This window comes from Pseudonocardia yunnanensis, from assembly GCF_039534065.1.
Classification (GTDB): Bacteria; Actinomycetota; Actinomycetes; order Mycobacteriales; family Pseudonocardiaceae; genus Pseudonocardia; species Pseudonocardia yunnanensis.
Genome location: NZ_BAAAUS010000034.1, coordinates 357,274 through 375,088, shown reverse-complemented (window position 1 = coordinate 375,088; position 17,815 = coordinate 357,274). Strand labels below are relative to the sequence as shown.

General features: G+C 69.9%; 10 protein-coding genes. 4 read left to right on the top strand and 6 right to left on the bottom strand.

What is annotated here, in order from left to right:
• Positions 1-1,376: 1,376 nt before the first annotated feature.
• Together ABD743_RS30295 and ABD743_RS30290 are read left to right on the top strand one after the other, a co-directional pair.
• A complete protein-coding gene (locus ABD743_RS30295; RefSeq protein WP_344725799.1) occupies positions 1,377-2,615 on the top strand; it encodes a hypothetical protein in 1,239 nt (412 codons plus the stop codon).
• Positions 2,616-2,637: 22 nt separating this feature from the next.
• Positions 2,638-5,595: an FtsW/RodA/SpoVE family cell cycle protein gene (locus ABD743_RS30290; protein WP_344725798.1), complete on the top strand. Its 2,958-nt coding sequence runs from the start codon at positions 2,638-2,640 to the stop codon at positions 5,593-5,595.
• Between the two features lie 277 nt (positions 5,596-5,872).
• Here the strand turns inward: ABD743_RS30290 and mreB are convergent, their stop codons facing one another.
• The 3 genes from mreB to ABD743_RS30275 form a co-directional block, all read right to left on the bottom strand.
• Positions 5,873-6,868, bottom strand: coding sequence for a rod shape-determining protein (gene mreB, locus ABD743_RS30285; protein ID WP_344725797.1), 996 nt, complete (start codon positions 6,866-6,868; stop codon positions 5,873-5,875).
• Between the two features lie 219 nt (positions 6,869-7,087).
• Positions 7,088-8,428: an MFS transporter gene (locus tag ABD743_RS30280; RefSeq protein WP_344725796.1), complete on the bottom strand. Its 1,341-nt coding sequence runs from the start codon at positions 8,426-8,428 to the stop codon at positions 7,088-7,090.
• A gap of 272 nt (positions 8,429-8,700) precedes the next feature.
• On the bottom strand, positions 8,701-9,975 hold the full coding sequence (locus ABD743_RS30275) for an HNH endonuclease signature motif containing protein (RefSeq protein ID WP_344725795.1): 1,275 nt from the start codon (positions 9,973-9,975) through the stop codon (positions 8,701-8,703).
• Positions 9,976-10,288: 313 nt separating this feature from the next.
• Here ABD743_RS30275 and ABD743_RS30270 point away from each other — a divergent pair, with 313 nt between their 5' ends.
• The gene (locus ABD743_RS30270) at positions 10,289-11,155 is read left to right on the top strand and encodes an oxidoreductase (RefSeq protein ID WP_344725794.1); all 867 of its coding nucleotides are present in this window, start codon (positions 10,289-10,291) and stop codon (positions 11,153-11,155) included.
• A 22-nt stretch (positions 11,156-11,177) separates the two neighbouring features.
• Here the strand turns inward: ABD743_RS30270 and ABD743_RS30265 are convergent, their stop codons facing one another.
• Both ABD743_RS30265 and ABD743_RS30260 read right to left on the bottom strand, forming a co-directional pair.
• Entirely contained in the window at positions 11,178-12,587 is a 1,410-nt protein-coding gene (locus tag ABD743_RS30265; protein ID WP_344725792.1) for an MFS transporter, read from the bottom strand.
• A 238-nt stretch (positions 12,588-12,825) separates the two neighbouring features.
• Positions 12,826-14,619 carry a thiamine pyrophosphate-requiring protein gene (locus tag ABD743_RS30260; protein ID WP_344725790.1) on the bottom strand — a complete coding sequence of 598 codons (1,794 nt, stop codon included), beginning with the start codon at positions 14,617-14,619 and terminating at the stop codon, positions 12,826-12,828.
• 133 nt (positions 14,620-14,752) lie between these two features.
• On the opposite strand from ABD743_RS30260, the gene ABD743_RS30255 reads away from it, so the two are divergent.
• Entirely contained in the window at positions 14,753-15,256 is a 504-nt protein-coding gene (locus ABD743_RS30255; protein WP_344725788.1) for a DUF6328 family protein, read from the top strand.
• A gap of 20 nt (positions 15,257-15,276) precedes the next feature.
• Here the strand turns inward: ABD743_RS30255 and ABD743_RS30250 are convergent, their stop codons facing one another.
• On the bottom strand, positions 15,277-17,124 hold the full coding sequence (locus ABD743_RS30250) for a hypothetical protein (protein ID WP_344725786.1): 1,848 nt from the start codon (positions 17,122-17,124) through the stop codon (positions 15,277-15,279).
• Between the last annotated feature and the right edge of the window lie 691 nt (positions 17,125-17,815).

Genomic DNA, 17,815 nt, shown 5'->3' with positions numbered 1-17,815 from the left:
ACTCCACTTCGCATCCACAAACTGCTGCATCACTCCGCCCTCCCCGAGGCGCTGAACAAGATGTTCGTCCACACGAACCCAGGGTCCGTGCTCATCTCCGTAGTCATCTATCTGGTAGTAAAACCATCAGACCAACGTCAGTCGCGATCCATACCGAATGCCTGGACCGGGTCCGTTGCCGAGCAATCACGGCACGGACAGGTGAAATGTGGTGGAGGCGGCGCGCCGATTACGCACGCGCAGATATCCGGCACAGGCACGACAGCGACCTGCCGAGTTCGCATCGACCGGCCCCCTGCACCCCGGACTCCCCGACCGGGGTGGTCACCACCAATCATCTGGTCGTTCGGCGACAGAGGATTCAGCTACGAGAACCAGTCACCAGAACGATGTCGCGGTGGCCGCCGAGCAAACTCGCCGGGCAAGCAGAGCACAGGGCGGACGATGCGTCGCCGATGATCTCCGTTTTCGGTGCAGGCTCACACCGCTCGTTCTGCGAGAGCAACTGGCGAGCCGGGGGCTGACATTCATCTGGTTTATTCCACCTGAGGGCGGGACGGAACCGCAGCAGCGCTGGCGCGGGCGGTTTACTGACACATCGCCCTTGCACACTACCTCTCCCCGAGTCAGCCAGATACAAAGTCGAGGTATAGGAGAAACAATATCGGACATTAACGGTTGCAATCGGTGTCACTTCCCGGCAAGAGCATCCCGACGATCGGTCACGAATGGAAGTCCCCACCGATACCGAGTGCTCCACATATCGGTAACAGAGGATCTTCGTCATAAGAGTCGGCCGCGGCACTGTTGGCACCGCCACCAGGGCACCGGCACTCGACCATCGGTCGCCGTTCGGCTCCCGGGGCACAACCAGCGGGTCCCTCGGCGGCAGATGCGGTGGCGCGTCCCCGGCTCCGTGCCGGAGGCAACGCATCGAGCAGCGGCGCGACGGCAGCGCCAGCCGCGGGCCCGCTACAGCGAGCGCCGCGCAGAGCTCGCGCGGCCGCGAATGGAGGGCTCGGTGTCCTCCGGGTGCCGCTACCCCGTCACGCACCGACCGGGCCCCTCCACGTGCGGCGCAGCGCTCACTACCCCGGTCAGCGGGTTTCCGGTCGGCGGCCTGCCGATAACCGTCCTGACGTGCTCAAATGAGGCACGGAGGTGCGCAGCGCAGGGGGCGCCATGGACGGAGAACCTGGCCGAGGCAAGACGCGTCGCGCCGAGCGGGGGTATCAGGTCCGAGCACGAAGACCCTCCCTCCCGCCTGTCTGAGCCGGACGGCGGGAAGTACTCGATCCACCTCGAAATCGGCCGGGGGCGTGCATCTCCACGCCCACGACCAGCAGTGACATCTCGAGTCCGAGGGTGGTAGGGCGATGGTGCGAGCCGGTTCCGGTCGACGTGAGGCATCCCGGAAAGACTTTCGCCCCTGGCTGTGGCGAGACGCGGGCGAGCAGCCCGTCAGCGACGCCGACGCGGACGCGGACGCCGACGTGGCGCCGGAGCCCGAACCCGTCGCGCCGGATGCGGGCCTGAGTCTCGTGCGGCTGCTCTCCATCGCGCGCCTGACACCCGTCCAAGCCGTCGCCCTGGCCACCGACATATTCGCCGAACTGGAGAAGCGCCGCGGTGACCGTGGCGATGCAGGACCGATCCCGCTCCGGATCGAGACGGTGCATGTCGCAGCGGACGGACATGCCTATCTGGTCGAGGACAAGGCGCCCGTTCCCGTGAAGGATTCCGCCGCCGACGCGGTGCTCGACGAGCTCACGGCGGCTGCATGGCGACCGACCACGGATTCGGAACGACCGACCACGGGCCCCGTCGCGACCCTCGACCGGGCCGCCGCTGAGGCACGCCTTCCCGAGGCAAGCATCTCAGGCGTCGTATCTCTCCTCCGGGAGGCCGACACGGCGAGCGGCAGCGAGGCACGGAACGAGCTCGCCCGGATGGTGTCAGCAGTGAACGGCGGTGCGCTCGCACCACCGCACCCCCCGGTCACCAGCGCGCCCCCGATCGCCCTGCGCCCACCGGACCCGGAGCGCCCGCCACGGTCGCTCGCGCGCCTCCTCGCGGGCCGCACCTGGAAGTGGGTGCTCTCCGTCATCGTGCTGGTCACGGTCGTCGTGATCGAGGTCGCCCTCCTGCGCGACACCATCACCCGCGACATCGATGCCGTGCTCGACGCAGGCCGCGCGGGGTCGGCGGCGCCGACCAGCACGCAGGTCTTCCTGCCCGTCGCACCCGCGGCCCCCACGGCCGCAGGCACGGTGACAGGAGTGGATCTCCGCGCGGTCAACCAGTGCACACCCGACGCGGAGTGCGCGGTCCGGCTGCAGGTGGCGCTGCAGCCGACTGCCGAGCCCCAGACCGTGACGTGGGGCTTCCAGGTCTTCGACCGCTGCACGGGGGCGACGACGACCGCTCCCGGTGGCGAAGTCACCGTGCCACCGGACGGCGACCGGGCCGTCGCCGTCGTCGACGTCACGCTGCCGCCCGGCGAGGCGCTGGCCGTGCTGGCCCGGACCGACCTTCCGTCCATCGCTGCGAGCGCGCCGGTGTTCGTTCCGTCCGATGCGAGTTGTGGGACCCCCGCGGCTGAACCGTCCGGCTGACCGAAGATGAGGAGGCTACGGCGTGCTGATCGTTGAGCATGGTGACAACCCGGCCGCAGACGAGCCGAACAGCGGCCGCAAGCCGGCGCGACGTAAGGACAAGGGCGGGGTCACCTTCGATGTGGTGGCCATCATCGCCGCACTCGTCCTGGTCGTCATCGGTCTGGCCAACCTCTGGGCCGTCGACGGTTTCGAGTTCGCCGCGCGGCAGGCGGCGATCGCGGTCGCGGGAGTCGTGCTGCTCGCAGCCTTCTGGCGGTTCCGGGGCGCGCTGCTCACGGCCTTGGGCTGGGTGACCTACCTCGGTGCCGTAGTTCTCCTGGCAGTGGTGCACGTCGCCGGCGAGACCTTCAACGGCGCGACGCGGTGGATCGGGTTCGGCGACTTCACGTTCCAGCCCTCCGAGCTGGCCAAGCTCGGGGTGCTGCTCGTGCTCGCCGCGGTACTCGGCTCGCAGCGACCCTCATGGCAACGCTTCGCCCTCGGCGTCGGGCTCGCCGCAATACCGATCACCTTCACGGCGCTGCAACCGGACCTCAGCACCACGATGCTCCTGCTGGTTCTCACGGTCTCGATGCTGATCATCGGCCGGATCCCGGCACGCATCATCCTGCCCCTGTTCGCGGGGGTCATCGTCGTGGCGCCCCTGGTGGTCGGGTCGCTGCGGCCCTACCAGCTGCAGCGGCTCGGGAGCTTCCTCGTCGGGTCGCACGAGTCACCGACCGGCGCCGGTTGGGCGATCCGGCAGGCACACATCGCGGTCGGCTCCGGTTCGCTGTTCGGGCACTCGCGCGACCCGCTGTCGGGCCTGATGGCCCAGTACCTCCCCGAGAAGGAGACCGACCTCGCGCTCGCCAGCGTCGTCGGGCAGTTCGGGCTCGTCGCCGGAGCGGTGGTGATCGTCGCGGCGATCGTGCTGGTCTGGCGGCTCGCGCTCGCCAGTCGCGTGCCGCGAAGCCCGCATGGCGCGCTGGTGGCGGGCGGCCTTGCGATCCTGCTCGGCGTCGAGATCATCGTGTCGGTCGGTGGGAACCTCGGCCTGCTCCCGCTCGCCGGCGTGCCGTTCCCGCTGCTCAGCTTCGGCGGCACGGCGTTGCTGGTGCACCTCGCTGCGCTCGGCGTCGCGCTCGGCGTCCGGCGTCAGGGCGCACGTCGACGGCTGTGGACCATGCCGGGCTGGCGGAATCGCCGGCCGCGGCTCATGCGGACCATCGCGCTCGCCTCGAGCGTGCTGCTCGTGCTGTTCGGGCTCTACGGGTGGAACCTGCAGGTGACCCGCGGCCCCGAGCTTGCGGCGGCCGGGCACGAGCAGATGACACGGTGCATCCGGCTCCCCGCCCCCCGTGGGGCCATCACCGACCGGCACGGCGCACCGCTCGCGGTGAGTGCCTCGACAGCGGAGAACGCCACGGACCAGGTCCTCGCCGTGCCGGCCCTCGTGCGTTCCCGGCCCGACGACGTCGCCAAGCTGGCCTCCCTCATCGGCCAGCCCGTGGAGGCCGTACGCACCACCCTCGACAACGCGCCCGCGACCACCCTCTCCCTGCCGCTGGCGGACGTCCCGCGAGCGGCGGGCGACGCGGTCACGGCGGCCGGGATCACGGGTGTACTCGTCGTCCCGCAGGCCAGGCGCAGCTATCCCACCGGTGCCCTTCTCGGCCCCGTCCTCGGGTTCGCGGGCATCGCGACCCCGACCGACATCCAGCGATGGCCGGACCTGCCGGCGGGCGAGATCGTCGGACGGGCCGGGCTCGAGCAGCAGTACGACTCGGTGCTGCGCGGCGTGAACGGACGCCAGTGCGTGTACGTGTCCCCGCCCGGGATCCCGGTCGCGATGGGTGAGCGGGTGGAGCCGGAGCGCGGGGCCGACCTGCGGTTGTCGCTTGACCTCGGGCTGCAGGAGCGGCTCTCCGCCGGTCTCGTGAACGCGCTGCGGGGCCAGCGCAAGGGCCACGTCGGCGCCGCCCTGGCGATGGACCCCCGCAACGGCCAGGTCCTCGCGCTCGCGAGCGCCCCGTCCTACGACAACAACGTGTACGGCCCGCCGGTCGACGTCGCCGGGGTGCAGGCTGCCGCGAAGGCGCCGGGCCACCCCATGCTCGAGCACGCGACCCAGGCGGCACTTCCGCCCGGTTCGACGTTCAAGCTGGTGGTGGCCGCAGCCCAGATGGTGAACCCGGTGATCCCGCCCGACAAGGTCATCCCGACGGGCGGCAGCTACACGCTCGGCGGCCACACGTTCGGCAACTGGAAACCGATGGGACCCATGAACCTGGTCCAGTCCATCGCGTGGTCCAACGACGTGTACTTCTACAAGCTCGCCAACGCTCTCGGACCGGAGCCGATCATCGACGCGGCGCACGCCCTCGGCGTCGGCAAACGGACCGGGATCGATCTGCCCGGTGAGTCGCCCGGCTACATCGGCACGCCGGAGAGCGTGGCCGCGAACGGTGGCACCTGGTACGGCGGGTCGACGGTGATCCTCGGCATCGGGCAGGGCTACCTGACGGTCACGCCGCTGCAGAACGCCCTCTGGACCGCCGGCGTGGCCACCGGCCAGCTCGTCACGCCGCGGCTGGGCATGGCGACGGGAACCAACGGGGGCATCTTCACGACGCTGCCCACCCCGGCGCCGACGCCGGTGCCGTTCGCCGACAAGCTCGGTCCCGTGCAGGACGGGATGCGCGCCGTGGTGACCGGCGGTACGGGCACCGGGCTCTCCGGTCTGCCCTTCCCGGTGGGAGCCAAGACCGGCACGGCCCAGGACGGCAGCCTCTCCGACGACGCCTACGACAACTGGCTGTCGGCCGCGGCACCGATGCCCGACCCGAGGGTCGTCATGACCGCGGTGGTGCAGGGTCCGGGCTCCGGCGGCAACAACGTGAAGTCCCTGATCGCCGACGGTCTGCGCTACTTCCACGACAACGAGGCCCAAGTCCTGTCCACCGGTCCGATGCAGGACCCCACCAGCGGGCGGTGACCGAACGAGAGAAGCGGGTTTCCGTCCCTGTGAGGGGGCGGGAACCCGCTTCTCGGCTCGGTTGGTAGGTCGAGTCGGTCAGGTGTGTCCGTCAGTTTCTCCAGCAGCGGCCGCAGGTACTGCTCCGCCGGGATGTGCCGGGCAGCTGGCCGTGCCGGGCGTCAGGGGCGAGAAACGCGCCGCGGCCCCGACCTCGTCGCCCGACCATTGCGGTGCTTGCTCGCGATGGACGAACGCGGGTGGGGCCGCGGCGGCGGTTGCTCCAGGAGGACTCCGGTCAGCTCCAGCCGTAGGCCTCGGTGACGCCGGGCGTACGCAGGCAGCGCGCCGCGCCCTCGGCCACACACGTCAGCGGGTTCTCGGCCACCTTCACGGGGAAGCCGAAGGCCCGTTCGAGCCGCTGGCTGAATCCGCGGGTCAGCGAAGCCCCGCCGAACAGGTGGATGCCCTCGCCCAGCACGTCCCCCGCTGCCTCCGGCGGCAGGTCGTCGAGGCACGCCGCGAGCGTCTCGACGATCGAGTCCGTGATGGGCTCGACGACCTTGACGATCTCCGCGACCGGCACCGTCGCCAGCCGCGCGTGGCCGCTCGCAGCGTCGCGCCCCGGCACGACCGTGCTGGACTCGGTGGTGTGACCGATGCGGATCTTGAGGTCTTCCGCGGTCTGTTCACCCACGATGAGCTGGTGGTGCTCGCGGATGTGGCGGTAGATCGCCACGGTCATCTCGTCGCCGGCCACGCGGCAGGACCGGGCCGTGAGCACTCCGCCGTAGCAGAACGCCGTGACCTCGGCCGTGCCACCGCCGACGTCGACGACCATGTGCACACGGCGCTCCATGGGGTCGATGCCGCACCCGACGGCACCGGCGATCGACTCGTCGATCGCGGTGGCGCTCTTGATGCCGGCCTCGTCCGCCGCCTCGAGCAGCGCCTGCCGTTCGAGATGTGTCGCCCCGGACGGAACGCCGATGGCGACCTTCGCGTAGCCACGCTGCCACGAGCGTCGGACGGCCCGCCGCACCACCGCACGCAGATAGGTGCGGGCGGTCTCCAGGTCGGTGATGACACCGTCCTGGAGCGGGCGCAACGCCGTCATCCCTGCCGGGACGCGCCCGAGCAGGTCGAAGGCCTCACGGCCGATCGCGACGAGCCGAGTGCGGCGTCGTGCGGAGTTTCGCCGCAACAACACCGACGGTTCGTCGAAGACGATGCCGCGCGTCTCGTCGCACACCACCGTATTCGCAGTACCGAGATCGATTCCGAACTGAGCCACGGACCCTCCCCGGGTAAGCGGCCCCCCTGCCATTGAGTCTGCGACCCTGTGCTCATCCGGTCCAGCCACCTATTGGATGCGTTCGACGACACCCTCCGTATCGATTCGACCGAGTGGCCCACGATCGAGCACCACTCCTGGTTTCGGACGCTCGGATGGACTCCTGAGCCCGTGCTCAAACCGTGTTAGGGCAGGCAATCTTCCGGGAGAACGGGACGGTCAGACGGTAGCCGGCCCGGTGGCACGGGCCGGGCGCCCCACCACGTTCGGCGCGAGGTCCGTGGCCCCCCGGCGGGGCATCAGCAGCAGTGCGATGAAGGAGACGACGCAGCAACCGATGATGTAGATCGAGATCCAGGTGCTCGATCCGGTGCTCTGGAGAATGGCCGCCGCGATCAGAGGTGCCGGCCCACCCGCGATGACGGACGCGAGTTGGTAGCCGATGCCCGCGCCGCTGTAGCGGATGTTGGGTCCGAAGCTCTCGGCGATCAACGCGGCCTGCGGCCCGTACTGCATGTCATGGAAGATCAACGACACCACGATCGCGAGCAGCACGAGACCCGCCACGCGCGTGTTCAGCAGCCCGAAGTAAGGGAATGCGAACAGGGCTGTGCACACGATGCCGATTCCGTACATCACCCGGCGCCCGATCAGATCGGACAGGTAGCCGAACAGCGGGACGCTCACGAACCCGACCGCCGCGGCGATGAGCGTGTCGTTGAGCAGCCCCGTGCGGGACAGCTGCAGCTGCTGCGTGCCGTAGGTGAGCACGAAGGTCACGAACAGATAGAAGGGCGCCTGCTCCGACATCCGGACGAACGCGGACGTCAAGATCTCCCGCCACTGGTGCCGGAACGCCTCGAGCACCGGGACGCGCAGTACGGCCTGAGTCTTCTTCACCTCGGTGAAGGCCGGGCTCTCCAGCACCTTCAGCCGCACGTACAGCCCGATCCCGACGAGCACGATGCTGACCAGGAACGGCACTCGCCAGCCCCAAGTCAGGAAGCCGTCGCCCGTCGTCGCCGACATCAGTTGAACCATGGCCGTGGAGAGCAGCAGCCCGATCGGGACGCCGAGTTGCGGCCAGCTCGCCATGAACCCCCGGCGCTTGTCCGATCCCCACTCCATGGACAGCAGCACCGAACCGCCCCACTCCCCACCGACCGCGACCCCCTGGAGCAGGCGCAGCACGGTCAGCAGGATCGGCGCGGCGATCCCGATCGACGCGAACCCGGGCAGCACGCCGATGAGCGCGGTGCCCACACCCATGATCATCAATGTGGTGATCAGCGTGGCCTTCCGGCCGATCCGGTCGCCGTAGTGGCCGAAGATGGCGGCGCCGATCGGCCGGGCCGCGAAGCCGACGAACTGGGTGCCGAACGACGCGATCACACCGGCATACGGCGTGGATCCCGGAAAGAAGACGTGTGGGAACACCAGTGCCGCGGCAGTGCCGTAGAGGAAGAAGTCGTACCATTCGATCGAAGTGCCGACCGTACTGGCGACAACGGCACGGCGCCGTTGCGACCGAAACAGCGCCTCTGATTGCCCGGTGTTCATCACGCACTCCTATGGACGGTCGAACCGCGGCTCGATCGGCGGCGCCACCCGATCCTCGGGCCGGTCCACCGATCACCGAGAATGCTGCGAGCCTTCGATGCAGGTGTCAAATCGCAAAACCGACTAATGGAACAAACCAGATATTTCGGTCGACCCACCGCCGCATGCGAAGAAGACCGCTTCGACGAGGATCGATGGCGCACCCCGAGCGCCGCATATGCGCGCGGCGATGCCCAGCCGATCGTTTGCGGGTCGGCCGGCGCACGCCGTACTCATCCATGGAGCGCAGGGTGTGGGGGTTTTCGGCGCGCAGTCTGGGTGTGGTCGATCCATTTCGGTGGAACGAACTCCGGGATCCCGTTGCGGATGTGGACCTGCCAGCCGGATTCGCGGTGGAGCAGCCGGTGGTGGAAGCGGCAGAGCATCACGCAGTTGTGCACTGCGGTCTCCCCGCCCTTCTCCCAAGCCGCCAGGTGGTGGATCTCGCACCACGACGCGGGGCGTCCACAGCCGGGTTTGGCGCAGCCACGGTCGCGGGCGGCGATCGCCCGGCGTAGTCCGTCGGGGATGGTGCGCCGGGCCCGCCCGACATCCAGGGGTTGCCCCGCCCCGCCGAGCACGACCGGCACCACCCGGGCGTCACAGGCAAGCATCCGTAGATCCGCCGCCGACAGCCGGGCGCCGAAGTCCAGGCTCGCCCTTCGCGCTCGCTGTTCAAGCTCGGCGAGCTGGATGATGACGTTCAGGTGCGGGCGCTCCCCGCCGCACTGGGGCAGCTGCCCGGAATCCAGCACACGGGCGCAGATCTCGCCCAGGGCATCGGCTCGTCGCTGTCCGGCGGTGCGTTCGTCCTCCGGACCGCGAGGCAGGCACAAGGCGTCCAGGGCTGTGGCCAGTGCTTCTCGGGTGAGTCCGTTGAGCCAGCCCTTGACCTTCCCCGTGCGCATCGACAGGTGAAGCTCGTTGACCTGCTCCGGCTCGTCCTCGCGTTCCCCGGGCCCGTCCTGGTCCAGCACGCTGATCAGATCGTGGGCGAACGCCGCCAGCTCCGCCGGCCGATAGGAGGCCGCTTGCTCGGCAAGCTTCTCCTCCGCGGCCGCCCACACGGGCGGCGTCAGCCGCCGCGCGGCGGGCGAGCGCAGCGCCTCGGCGATCACCTCGACATGCCGCAAGCCGATCTTCCCGGCCGCGAACACCGCCCCGGTGGCGGGCAGTCGCGCCGGCAACATGCGCCCATCCAGCGACCTACCGGGGCAGGCGTCCTCGGCGACTCGGATCCGCCGCCGCGCAATCGCGGTGTCGCAGCCGAGCAGGTCGGCCACCGCCTGCACCGGGCTGCGGTAGCCGCGGGCGGCGAACACACCGTCGCGCACGAGCCCGGCGACCAGTTCGATCTGCAGGTGCTCCAGTTGCCGGGCCAGCGACTCGCACACGCTCACCGCGACGACCCGTTGTTCTTCCGGCGTGTGGGAACCCGCGGCCGCGCGCAGCGACCCGACCCCGCCCTGCAGGCTCCGGCTCGCCAGCGCGACCGCGTTCTCCGACACACGAGAATCGTCCCCGGCGGCACCGACAGAATCGGCCGCCGGGGCGGTAGCGATTGCAAATAGTTCAGCCGGGCCTGTTGCCGGCCATCATTCCCGGCGGGATATCGCATCGCACCGATTCCGCGGTCGATGGGGTCTTTTCCACATCAGCGGAATGAACCGCCCGCTCGTTTGCGATCAGCACTGCCGGGCCGGAGCCTGACCGTGCGACACCCAGGATCGCCGGGGCGTCCCCGAGCGACCCCGTGCCCGCCAACACTCGTGGGGTGCGACCTGCACAGCAACCCGGCCTGACGCCCGAGAAGGAGTCGACATGACAACGAGGACCCCCGGCGGCACCCTGACGCTCGTCGAGAACCTCACCCTCAGCCGGATGGGCTACGGGGCGATGCAACTCGCCGGGCCCGAGGCGTTCGGCCCGCCGAAGGACCACGACGAAGCCGTCGCCGTGCTGCGCGAAGCGGTGGAGCTGGGCATCACCCACATCGACACCAGCGACTTCTACGGCCCGACGAGCGTCAACGAGCTCATCAAGGAGGCCCTGCACCCCTACCCCGCCGGCCTGCACATCGTCACCAAGGTCGGTGCCCGGCGTGGCGCGGACGCCTCCTGGAGGCCGGCGCTGGAACCCGGCGACCTCAAGGTCCAGGTGCGGGAGAACCTGCAGCACCTCGGCCTGGACGTGCTCGACGTGGTGAATCTGCGGGTCGGCTCGGTGACGGGCACGGGCGAAGGATCCATCGCGGAGCAGTTCGGGGCCCTGGCCGAGCTGCGGGAGCAGGGCCTGATCCGCCACCTGGGGCTGAGCGGCGTCTCCTCGGCTCAGCTCACCGAGGCGCAGGCCATCGCACCGGTCGTGACGGTGCAGAACCTCTACAACCTTGCGAACCGCCAGGACGACGCGCTGGTGGCGCGGTGCGCCGAGGAAGGCATCGCCTTCGCGCCGTTCTTCCCGCTCGGCGGGTTCACGCCGCTGCAGTCCGATGAGCTCGACTCGGTCGCCACACGCGTCGGGGCATCACCTCAGCAGACCGCGCTCGCCTGGCTGTTGCAGCGCTCGGAGACCATGACGCCCATCCCCGGCACGTCCTCGGTGACCCACCTGCGGGAGAACGTCGCCGCCGCCGACCTCGCCCTCCCCGAGGACGCTGTGAAGGAGCTCGACGGCATCGCCGGCTGATCCACGCGCGGCACCACGGGCCTCAGGCGTTGAAAGCCTCGAGCCGCAGGCCTGTGGTGCGCGGCCCGAGCACCGACACGTCGACGGCCACCACGACCATCGCCACGCACATGATCGCGAAGAGCGGGACGACACCGTCGTCGTTCAGCACGGGGACGAGGACGAACGGCATGATCGCCGTGACCAGGCGGGAAAGTGCGTAGGTCCCGCTCGCCCCGGTCGATCGCAAGAACGTCGGGAAGATCTCGGCCTGGTAGATGTGGTACGCGTTCGAGAACACATTGCTGACAGCGGTGTAGAGGAACCCCCAGGCGACGATCAGCAGCATCGTGTTCGAGAAGCCGAACGCAAGGCCGAACGCCGCCATCGCCAAGCCCGACCAGACCACGAGGGTCTTGCGTTCGACGGCCTCCACGAGCGGCAGGGACAACGCCGATCCGATGGGGTAGCCGAGATAGGTCAAGCCGGTGTACAGGAGCGACTCCGATATCGGATACCCCTTCGCCGTGAGCACCAGCGGCACCATCGTGCCGAACCCGTAGTAGCCGATGGTCTGGAAGACGTGGAAGACGACCATCATGCTCGTGCGCTTGTTGTAGGGACGCGCGAACAGCGCGCACACGCCCGTCCGCACAGCCGGAGCGGCCGGAGCCGGTGCTGCCGTCGGGACGCGGTCCGGGACGGCGCGGGCAGGTTCGGGCGGCAGGTCGTATGCCTCGTCCTCGAGCCTGGTGGCGATCGCTTCCGCCTCCCCGGTACGCCCGACCGACTCGAGCCACCGCGGCGACTCCGGCAGGCTACGGCGAAGCAGCAACACGATGAATGCGCCCAGCGAGCCGATCACGAACATCCATCGCCAGCCCGCCACGCCGACGAAGCTCGTCGCGGTGACCCAGTGGGCGACGAAGCCCACCACGGGCACCCCGATGAATCCGACGGTGTAGGCCCGGGCGATGTAGCGACCGCGATGACGTGCCGGCAGCAGGTCGGTGAGGTAGGTGTCGGCCAGCGGTAGCTCGGCCCCGAGCCCCACTCCGGCCATGAACCGGGCGACCACAAGCCACACCGCGTTCATGCTGAACGCTCCCAGCAGCGAGAACACGGAGTACACGGCCAGGTTGAACAGGAACGCCCCACGCCGGCCCAGACGGTCGGCGAGCGGGCCGAGGACCAGCGCACCGACGAACATCCCGATGAACGTCGACGCCAGCACCAGCGCGAGCTCCGCCTTCGTGAGCCCGAGCTCCCCCACGAGCACGCTGCTGAGCACTCCGGTCAGGAACAGCTCGTACAGCTCGAAGAACAGGCCGAGCCCCACGACGACAGTGGCCCGCCGCTGGGTGCGGGTCACCGGCAGCCTGTCGATCCGCTCGGCGACCCGCCGTGCCGGCGTCGGCCGTGGACCTGGGAGCTCCTCACCTGTCTCTGACACCCCACGCTCCTTAGAGATGGCCAGATGGACTGACAATCAATGTCGGCAGGAGTCCACGGTGAAGATTCAGGGGTCGAGGCGCGAGCAAAGATGAGTGCTGTCACAAGAAATCAGGCGCGCGTCCACATCGGAACGGACAGAGCAGACGAGCTGGTCAGAGCATGGGCAACGCAGCCCGGATTCGAGTTCCGCGTCCGATTCAATCCGCGCAAATATTTCGAGGGACCGACGATCTCACTCAGGGGCGACGGCCCGGCAACATCTCCCGCAGCTTCGTCTTCGCGCCCTGAACCGCGAGGTGCAGTGCGTCGGGATCGCCCTTGAGCACGGCCTGCACCACTGACTCGGCCTGCTCGAACGTGGCGTGCGGCGGGATCGGCGGCACCTCCGGGTCGCAGTGGACGTCGAGCACTGCGGGGCGCTCGGCGGCGAGCGCCTGTTCCCATGCCGGGCCCAGATCGTCGGGGGACGTGACGGTGAACGCCTCGAATCCCAGCCCGCGCGCGAAGTCGGCGTACGAGACGTCGGGCAGTCGTTGCGACTCCACGAACTTCGGCGCCCCACCCATCGCGCGCAGCTCCCAGGTCACCTGGTTGAGGTCGTTGTTGTGCAACACGCAGACGATGCAGCGCGGGTCGGACCAGCGATCGGCGTAGCGGGCGATGGTGAGCAGCTCCGCCATGCCGTTCATCTGCATGGCGCCGTCGCCGGTGAGCGCGATCGCGGGCCGGTCGGGGTGGGCGAACTTGGCGCCGATCGCGTAGGGCACCGCCGCGCCCATGGTGGCGAGGCCGCCCGACAGCGACCCACGGACATCTCCGCGGATGCGCAGGTGCCGCGCGTACCAGTTGGCGACAGAGCCGGAGTCGGCCGAGACGATCGCGTTCAGCGGTAACCGTTCGGACAGCTCCCAGACGATCCGCATGGGGTTGACCGGGTTCGCGTCCAGCATCGCCTGGCGCTCCATGGTGCGCCACCAGCGGACGACGTTCTCCTCGATCTTCTCCCGCCATGCGCGATCGGTAGGACCCGACAACATCGGCAGCAGGGCCTGCAACGTCGTGCGCGCGTCGCCGACGAGGTTCACCTCCATCGGGTAGCGCATCCCGACCATGGCGCCGTCGATGTCGATCTGCACACCCCTGGCCTGCCCGAACTCCGGCAGGAACTGGCTGTAGGGGAAGTTGGAGCCGACGACGAGCAAGGTGTCGCAGCCGCGCATCAGCTCATAGCTCGGCCGGGTGCCGAGCAGGCCGACCGCGCCGGTCACGAACGGCAGCTCGTCGGACATCACGTCCTTGCCGACCAGAGCCATCGCCACTCCGGCGCCCAGAATGTCGGCGACCTGCTCGACCTCCGCCGCGGCGCCCCGCGCACCCTGCCCGATGAGGATCGCCACCCGCTGCCCCCCGTTGAGCACCTCGGCGGCGCGCAGCAGCTCGGCCTCCTCGGGCACCACGATCGGTGCCACCAGGCCCGGCGGGCTGGACGGCACCTGCTTGAAGGCATGCGCGGGCGGCGAGTAGTCCTCGGTCTGGAGGTCACTGGGAATGATGAGCGCGGTCGGGGCGCGTCGCGTGAGCGCAGTGCGGAAGGCACGGTCGAGCGCGTTGGGCAGCTGCTCCGGGACGTTGACCTCGACGAGGTAGTCGCTCGCCACGTCCTTGAACAGGCTCTGGAGGTCCACCTCCTGCTGGTAGGACCCGCCCATCGCGCTGCGCTCGGTCTGCCCGACGATCGCCACCACCGGCACGTGGTCGAGCTTCGCGTCGTACAACCCGTTGAGCAGGTGGATCGCGCCAGGACCCGATGTGGCCATGCAGACGCCCACCCGGCCCGAGAACTTCGCGTATCCGACGGCTTCGAAAGCGGACATCTCCTCGTGCCGCGCCTGGATGAACCGCGGCCGGTCGCCGGCCTTCTCGAAGGCCACGATGAGCCCGTTGATCCCGTCACCGGGATAACCGAAGACCTCTTCGACCCCCCACTCCTGCAACCTCCGCAGAACGTGGTCGCCCACCGTCTTCGCCACGCGCACGCACCTCCGACGCCCGTCACCCTGCTCGGTCTCCGGCTACCCCGAACCCAGCGCGGTGCACCGACGCACTCCTATCTGTCACCCGTCCGGTGCACACTCGGACGGTTACCCGGCAGGGAGGTGCTTCATGGCCCGAGATGTCGACGACGTCGGGGCGGACGCGAGATGGGATCGCGACGCCCGCGACGAGAGCACGCTCGAGCGGCTGGACCGCAATTGGGGCGATCTCCTGCAGGAGCTGCGCGTGGCGCAGACCGGTGTGCAGCTGCTCACCGGCCTCCTGCTCACCGTGCCGTTCCAGTCCCGGTTCGACCTTCTCACGGGCCCGCAGCGCGTGCTGTACCTCGTGACTCTGTCGCTCTCGGCCGCGGCGACGGGCATGCTGATCGCGCCGGTCGCGATGCACCGCGTGCTGTTCCGCCAGCACGCCCGCGCGGCGCTGGTGGGGGCGGGTCAGCGCTTCGCGATCGGGGGCCTGGGGCTGCTGGGCCTCGCCGTCACGGGGGTCATCGTGCTCATCTTCGACGTCGTGGCCGGGATGACGGCCGCGATCGTCGCCGGTGCGGTGTGTCTCGTCGTGTTCGGGCTGCTCTGGGCTGGGATTCCGCTGATCCTGCGTGCCAGAACCTGACCGTCACGTCACCGATCACGTCACTGGGGTAGGGGTGGGGTCACCGGAGTCAGCGCGCCGCCCGGGAGCCACGGGGCGGTGGAGCGATGGTCCGTGCCACCGACAGCCGCCGGTATCACCGCGACCTGCACGGACGTGAAGATCCGGGGGCCGGCGATCTGCTCGCCCCGATCAGTGGGCGCCGACCATTCGCGGAACCCGGCAGGCGAGGCGAGCAACGTCGCCCCGGCCGCCCGCAGGTCGGCGAGGTAACGCTGGGCGGGGGCGGCCCGCGGGTCGAAGTCCAGGGTGGTGACGGCGCTGGTCCGGCCGCCCAGCACGGATCCCGTCGCCAGCCAGGGCGCGGTGTAGGTGCCGCCGACGGTGGAGCGGCCGAACAGCTCGTCGGTGAGCCTGCGCCCGCCGCCCTCCCAGCCGGCGACGACGACCACCGCGTCCGCAGGGCTCAGCCGGTCGTCGACGGTGAGTCCGTGCGCGGCCGCCGCGTCCCTGACGACCGCTGCGGCCGCCTTCGACCGGCCCGACCCGTCGGCGACGAGGTACAGCGCCCGGTCACGATCGGCGAGGAACCGCACGGTGGCCCGCAGCGCAACGGCGTCCTGATCAGCGAGTGCCTCGGCCGGACACGCGGTCGGCAGGTCGGTGACCCCGCGGACCATGCCGCCCACAACGGCGCTCAGGCACTCCGGCCCGTCCGGTCCCGCGAGTCCTGCCACCAGTGCGGGCGGCGCCGGATCGGGGCCGAGGTCAAGACGCAGCGGGACCTGCTCCCCGTCGGCCTCGACCGTGAGCACGTCCGTGCCGGCGGGCAGGTCTACCACCGCCCAGCCACCCGGCGCGCCGGCCCGTTCCTGGGCGGACACACCGCCGACCATCGCGCCGGGGACACCGACGTGGACGAGGTTGCGACCGGGGCGCTGCGGGACGACCACCACCGGCACGTCCTGGCCTGCGAGCGCCACCGTCCGCAGCAGCGGCTGGCCGGTCTCGGCGGGAACCGGGGCCGGGGTCTGCACAGCGATCACCGTGCCCGCGGTGAAGACAAGCCCCGCGGCGACGGCCACGACACGGCCCCCGATCGCACCGGGCCTGCACAACCCCGTGCTGATCGCCACGGTCATGCCCAGCGCCTGGACCAGGACGAGCTGGCCCGTCAGCGACCCGAAGGTCACGCCGTCGAATCGCATCCCCTTGGCGACGGCCTCCAGCGCGGCGGCCGCGACCGCCACGGTGGCGGATATGGCGAAGACCAGGGTGTGGCGGCGCAGGACGGTGAAACGAGCACCACACGCGGGCGTGGCGACCGACACGGCGGAGCCGAGCCAGGTCACCGCGGCCACCATGTGCACGGCGGCGAGCCCCACATGCCAGCCGACGTGCCCGATCGTCGCGTTGTAGCCCAATGCCCCGATGAGCAGCAGGCCCACCACCGCGGAAGCGGTCCGGCACCCCCGGGCGAACATCACCGCTGCCACGAGAACCCCGGCTGCCTGCGGGAACGCTGCGAGCGCGGTGAGGCCTCCGACCAGCCAGTTGATCACCAACACGGGCACCGCGACGGCGGCCCCGCTCTGGACGACGAGCACCGATCGGCGCGAGGGCGGGCTGAGGAAGCCCAGCGCCGTCGTCCCGGCCACCACCGCGCTGGCCACGACCGCCACGATGCCGAGCGTGACGGTCAGCGGATTCGTGAGGACGGCGCCTGCCGCCTCTCCGGTCCTGCCGTACCCACTCCCGGTGGTCTGCGCCCACGCGGGCAGTGCACCCGCTAGGAGCAGCACCGGGACCGCAAGGGCCGGTACGGCTGTGGCCGGTGCGACGAGGCGGCGGCGCCCGCGTGAGGTACGCAAGGCGTGGGACGGGGACACGGTTCTCCTGAGAAGCGTTCTGGGTGGGGCGCCGATCGGCCGCGCGCACGGGTCACGCGGCCCAGCTACACCCCTGTGAGAACTGCCCGGCCCGGCGTCCGGTCCAGAACGGTTCGAGCACGCCGGACGGCCGGGGCGGCGCGCTGTGGGGGAAGGGGGCCACGGGAGCTCCGGGATCCAGGGCTGGACGCGTTGCGCGCCCGGCGGGTCGGGGGACCGCATGCCGGCGGGTGGCCCGTGGGCCGCGGCGATCGGTCAGGGGACGACGGATGTCCCCGGACAGGACTGGTCGAAATCGTTCCGGCGCCGGGTCGGCCAGAACGTCTCGAGGTCGGCGATCAACACGAGCGCGACTATGGCGACGAACCGTGTGGACGATCAACCCATCCACGGCCGATTGTGATGTGACTCACTGTAACATCCGGTTGCACAGTCACCCACCAGTGATGTAGAGCCCTCAACGAAGTCAAGCCGGAGGACCGCTGGTCCATCCGGCTTCATCATACTGCGCTGATCGGTCTAACGGTTGGACAGAACATCCGTTACGGCCAACCGCCACCCCACCCGGGTTCGCCCGGATCCGGCCGGCTTGCCGCCTCCGCGGAGATCGGGACCGACAGGTTGATGTCGGATGATCGCCGCATACCGGACGTCACGAATTGGCTGAACATTATTCCCCGCTCCCGAGACG

Excerpts from the sequence above, each read along its gene's own strand:
- ABD743_RS30295 (WP_344725799.1), top strand. The coding sequence starts at position 1,377 with ATGGTGCGAGCCGGTTCCGGTCGACGTGAGGCATCCCGGAAAGACTTT.
- ABD743_RS30280 (WP_344725796.1), bottom strand. The coding sequence starts at position 8,428 with ATGAACACCGGGCAATCAGAGGCGCTGTTTCGGTCGCAACGGCGCCGT.
- ABD743_RS30270 (WP_344725794.1), top strand. The coding sequence starts at position 10,289 with ATGACAACGAGGACCCCCGGCGGCACCCTGACGCTCGTCGAGAACCTC.
- ABD743_RS30255 (WP_344725788.1), top strand. The coding sequence starts at position 14,753 with ATGGCCCGAGATGTCGACGACGTCGGGGCGGACGCGAGATGGGATCGC.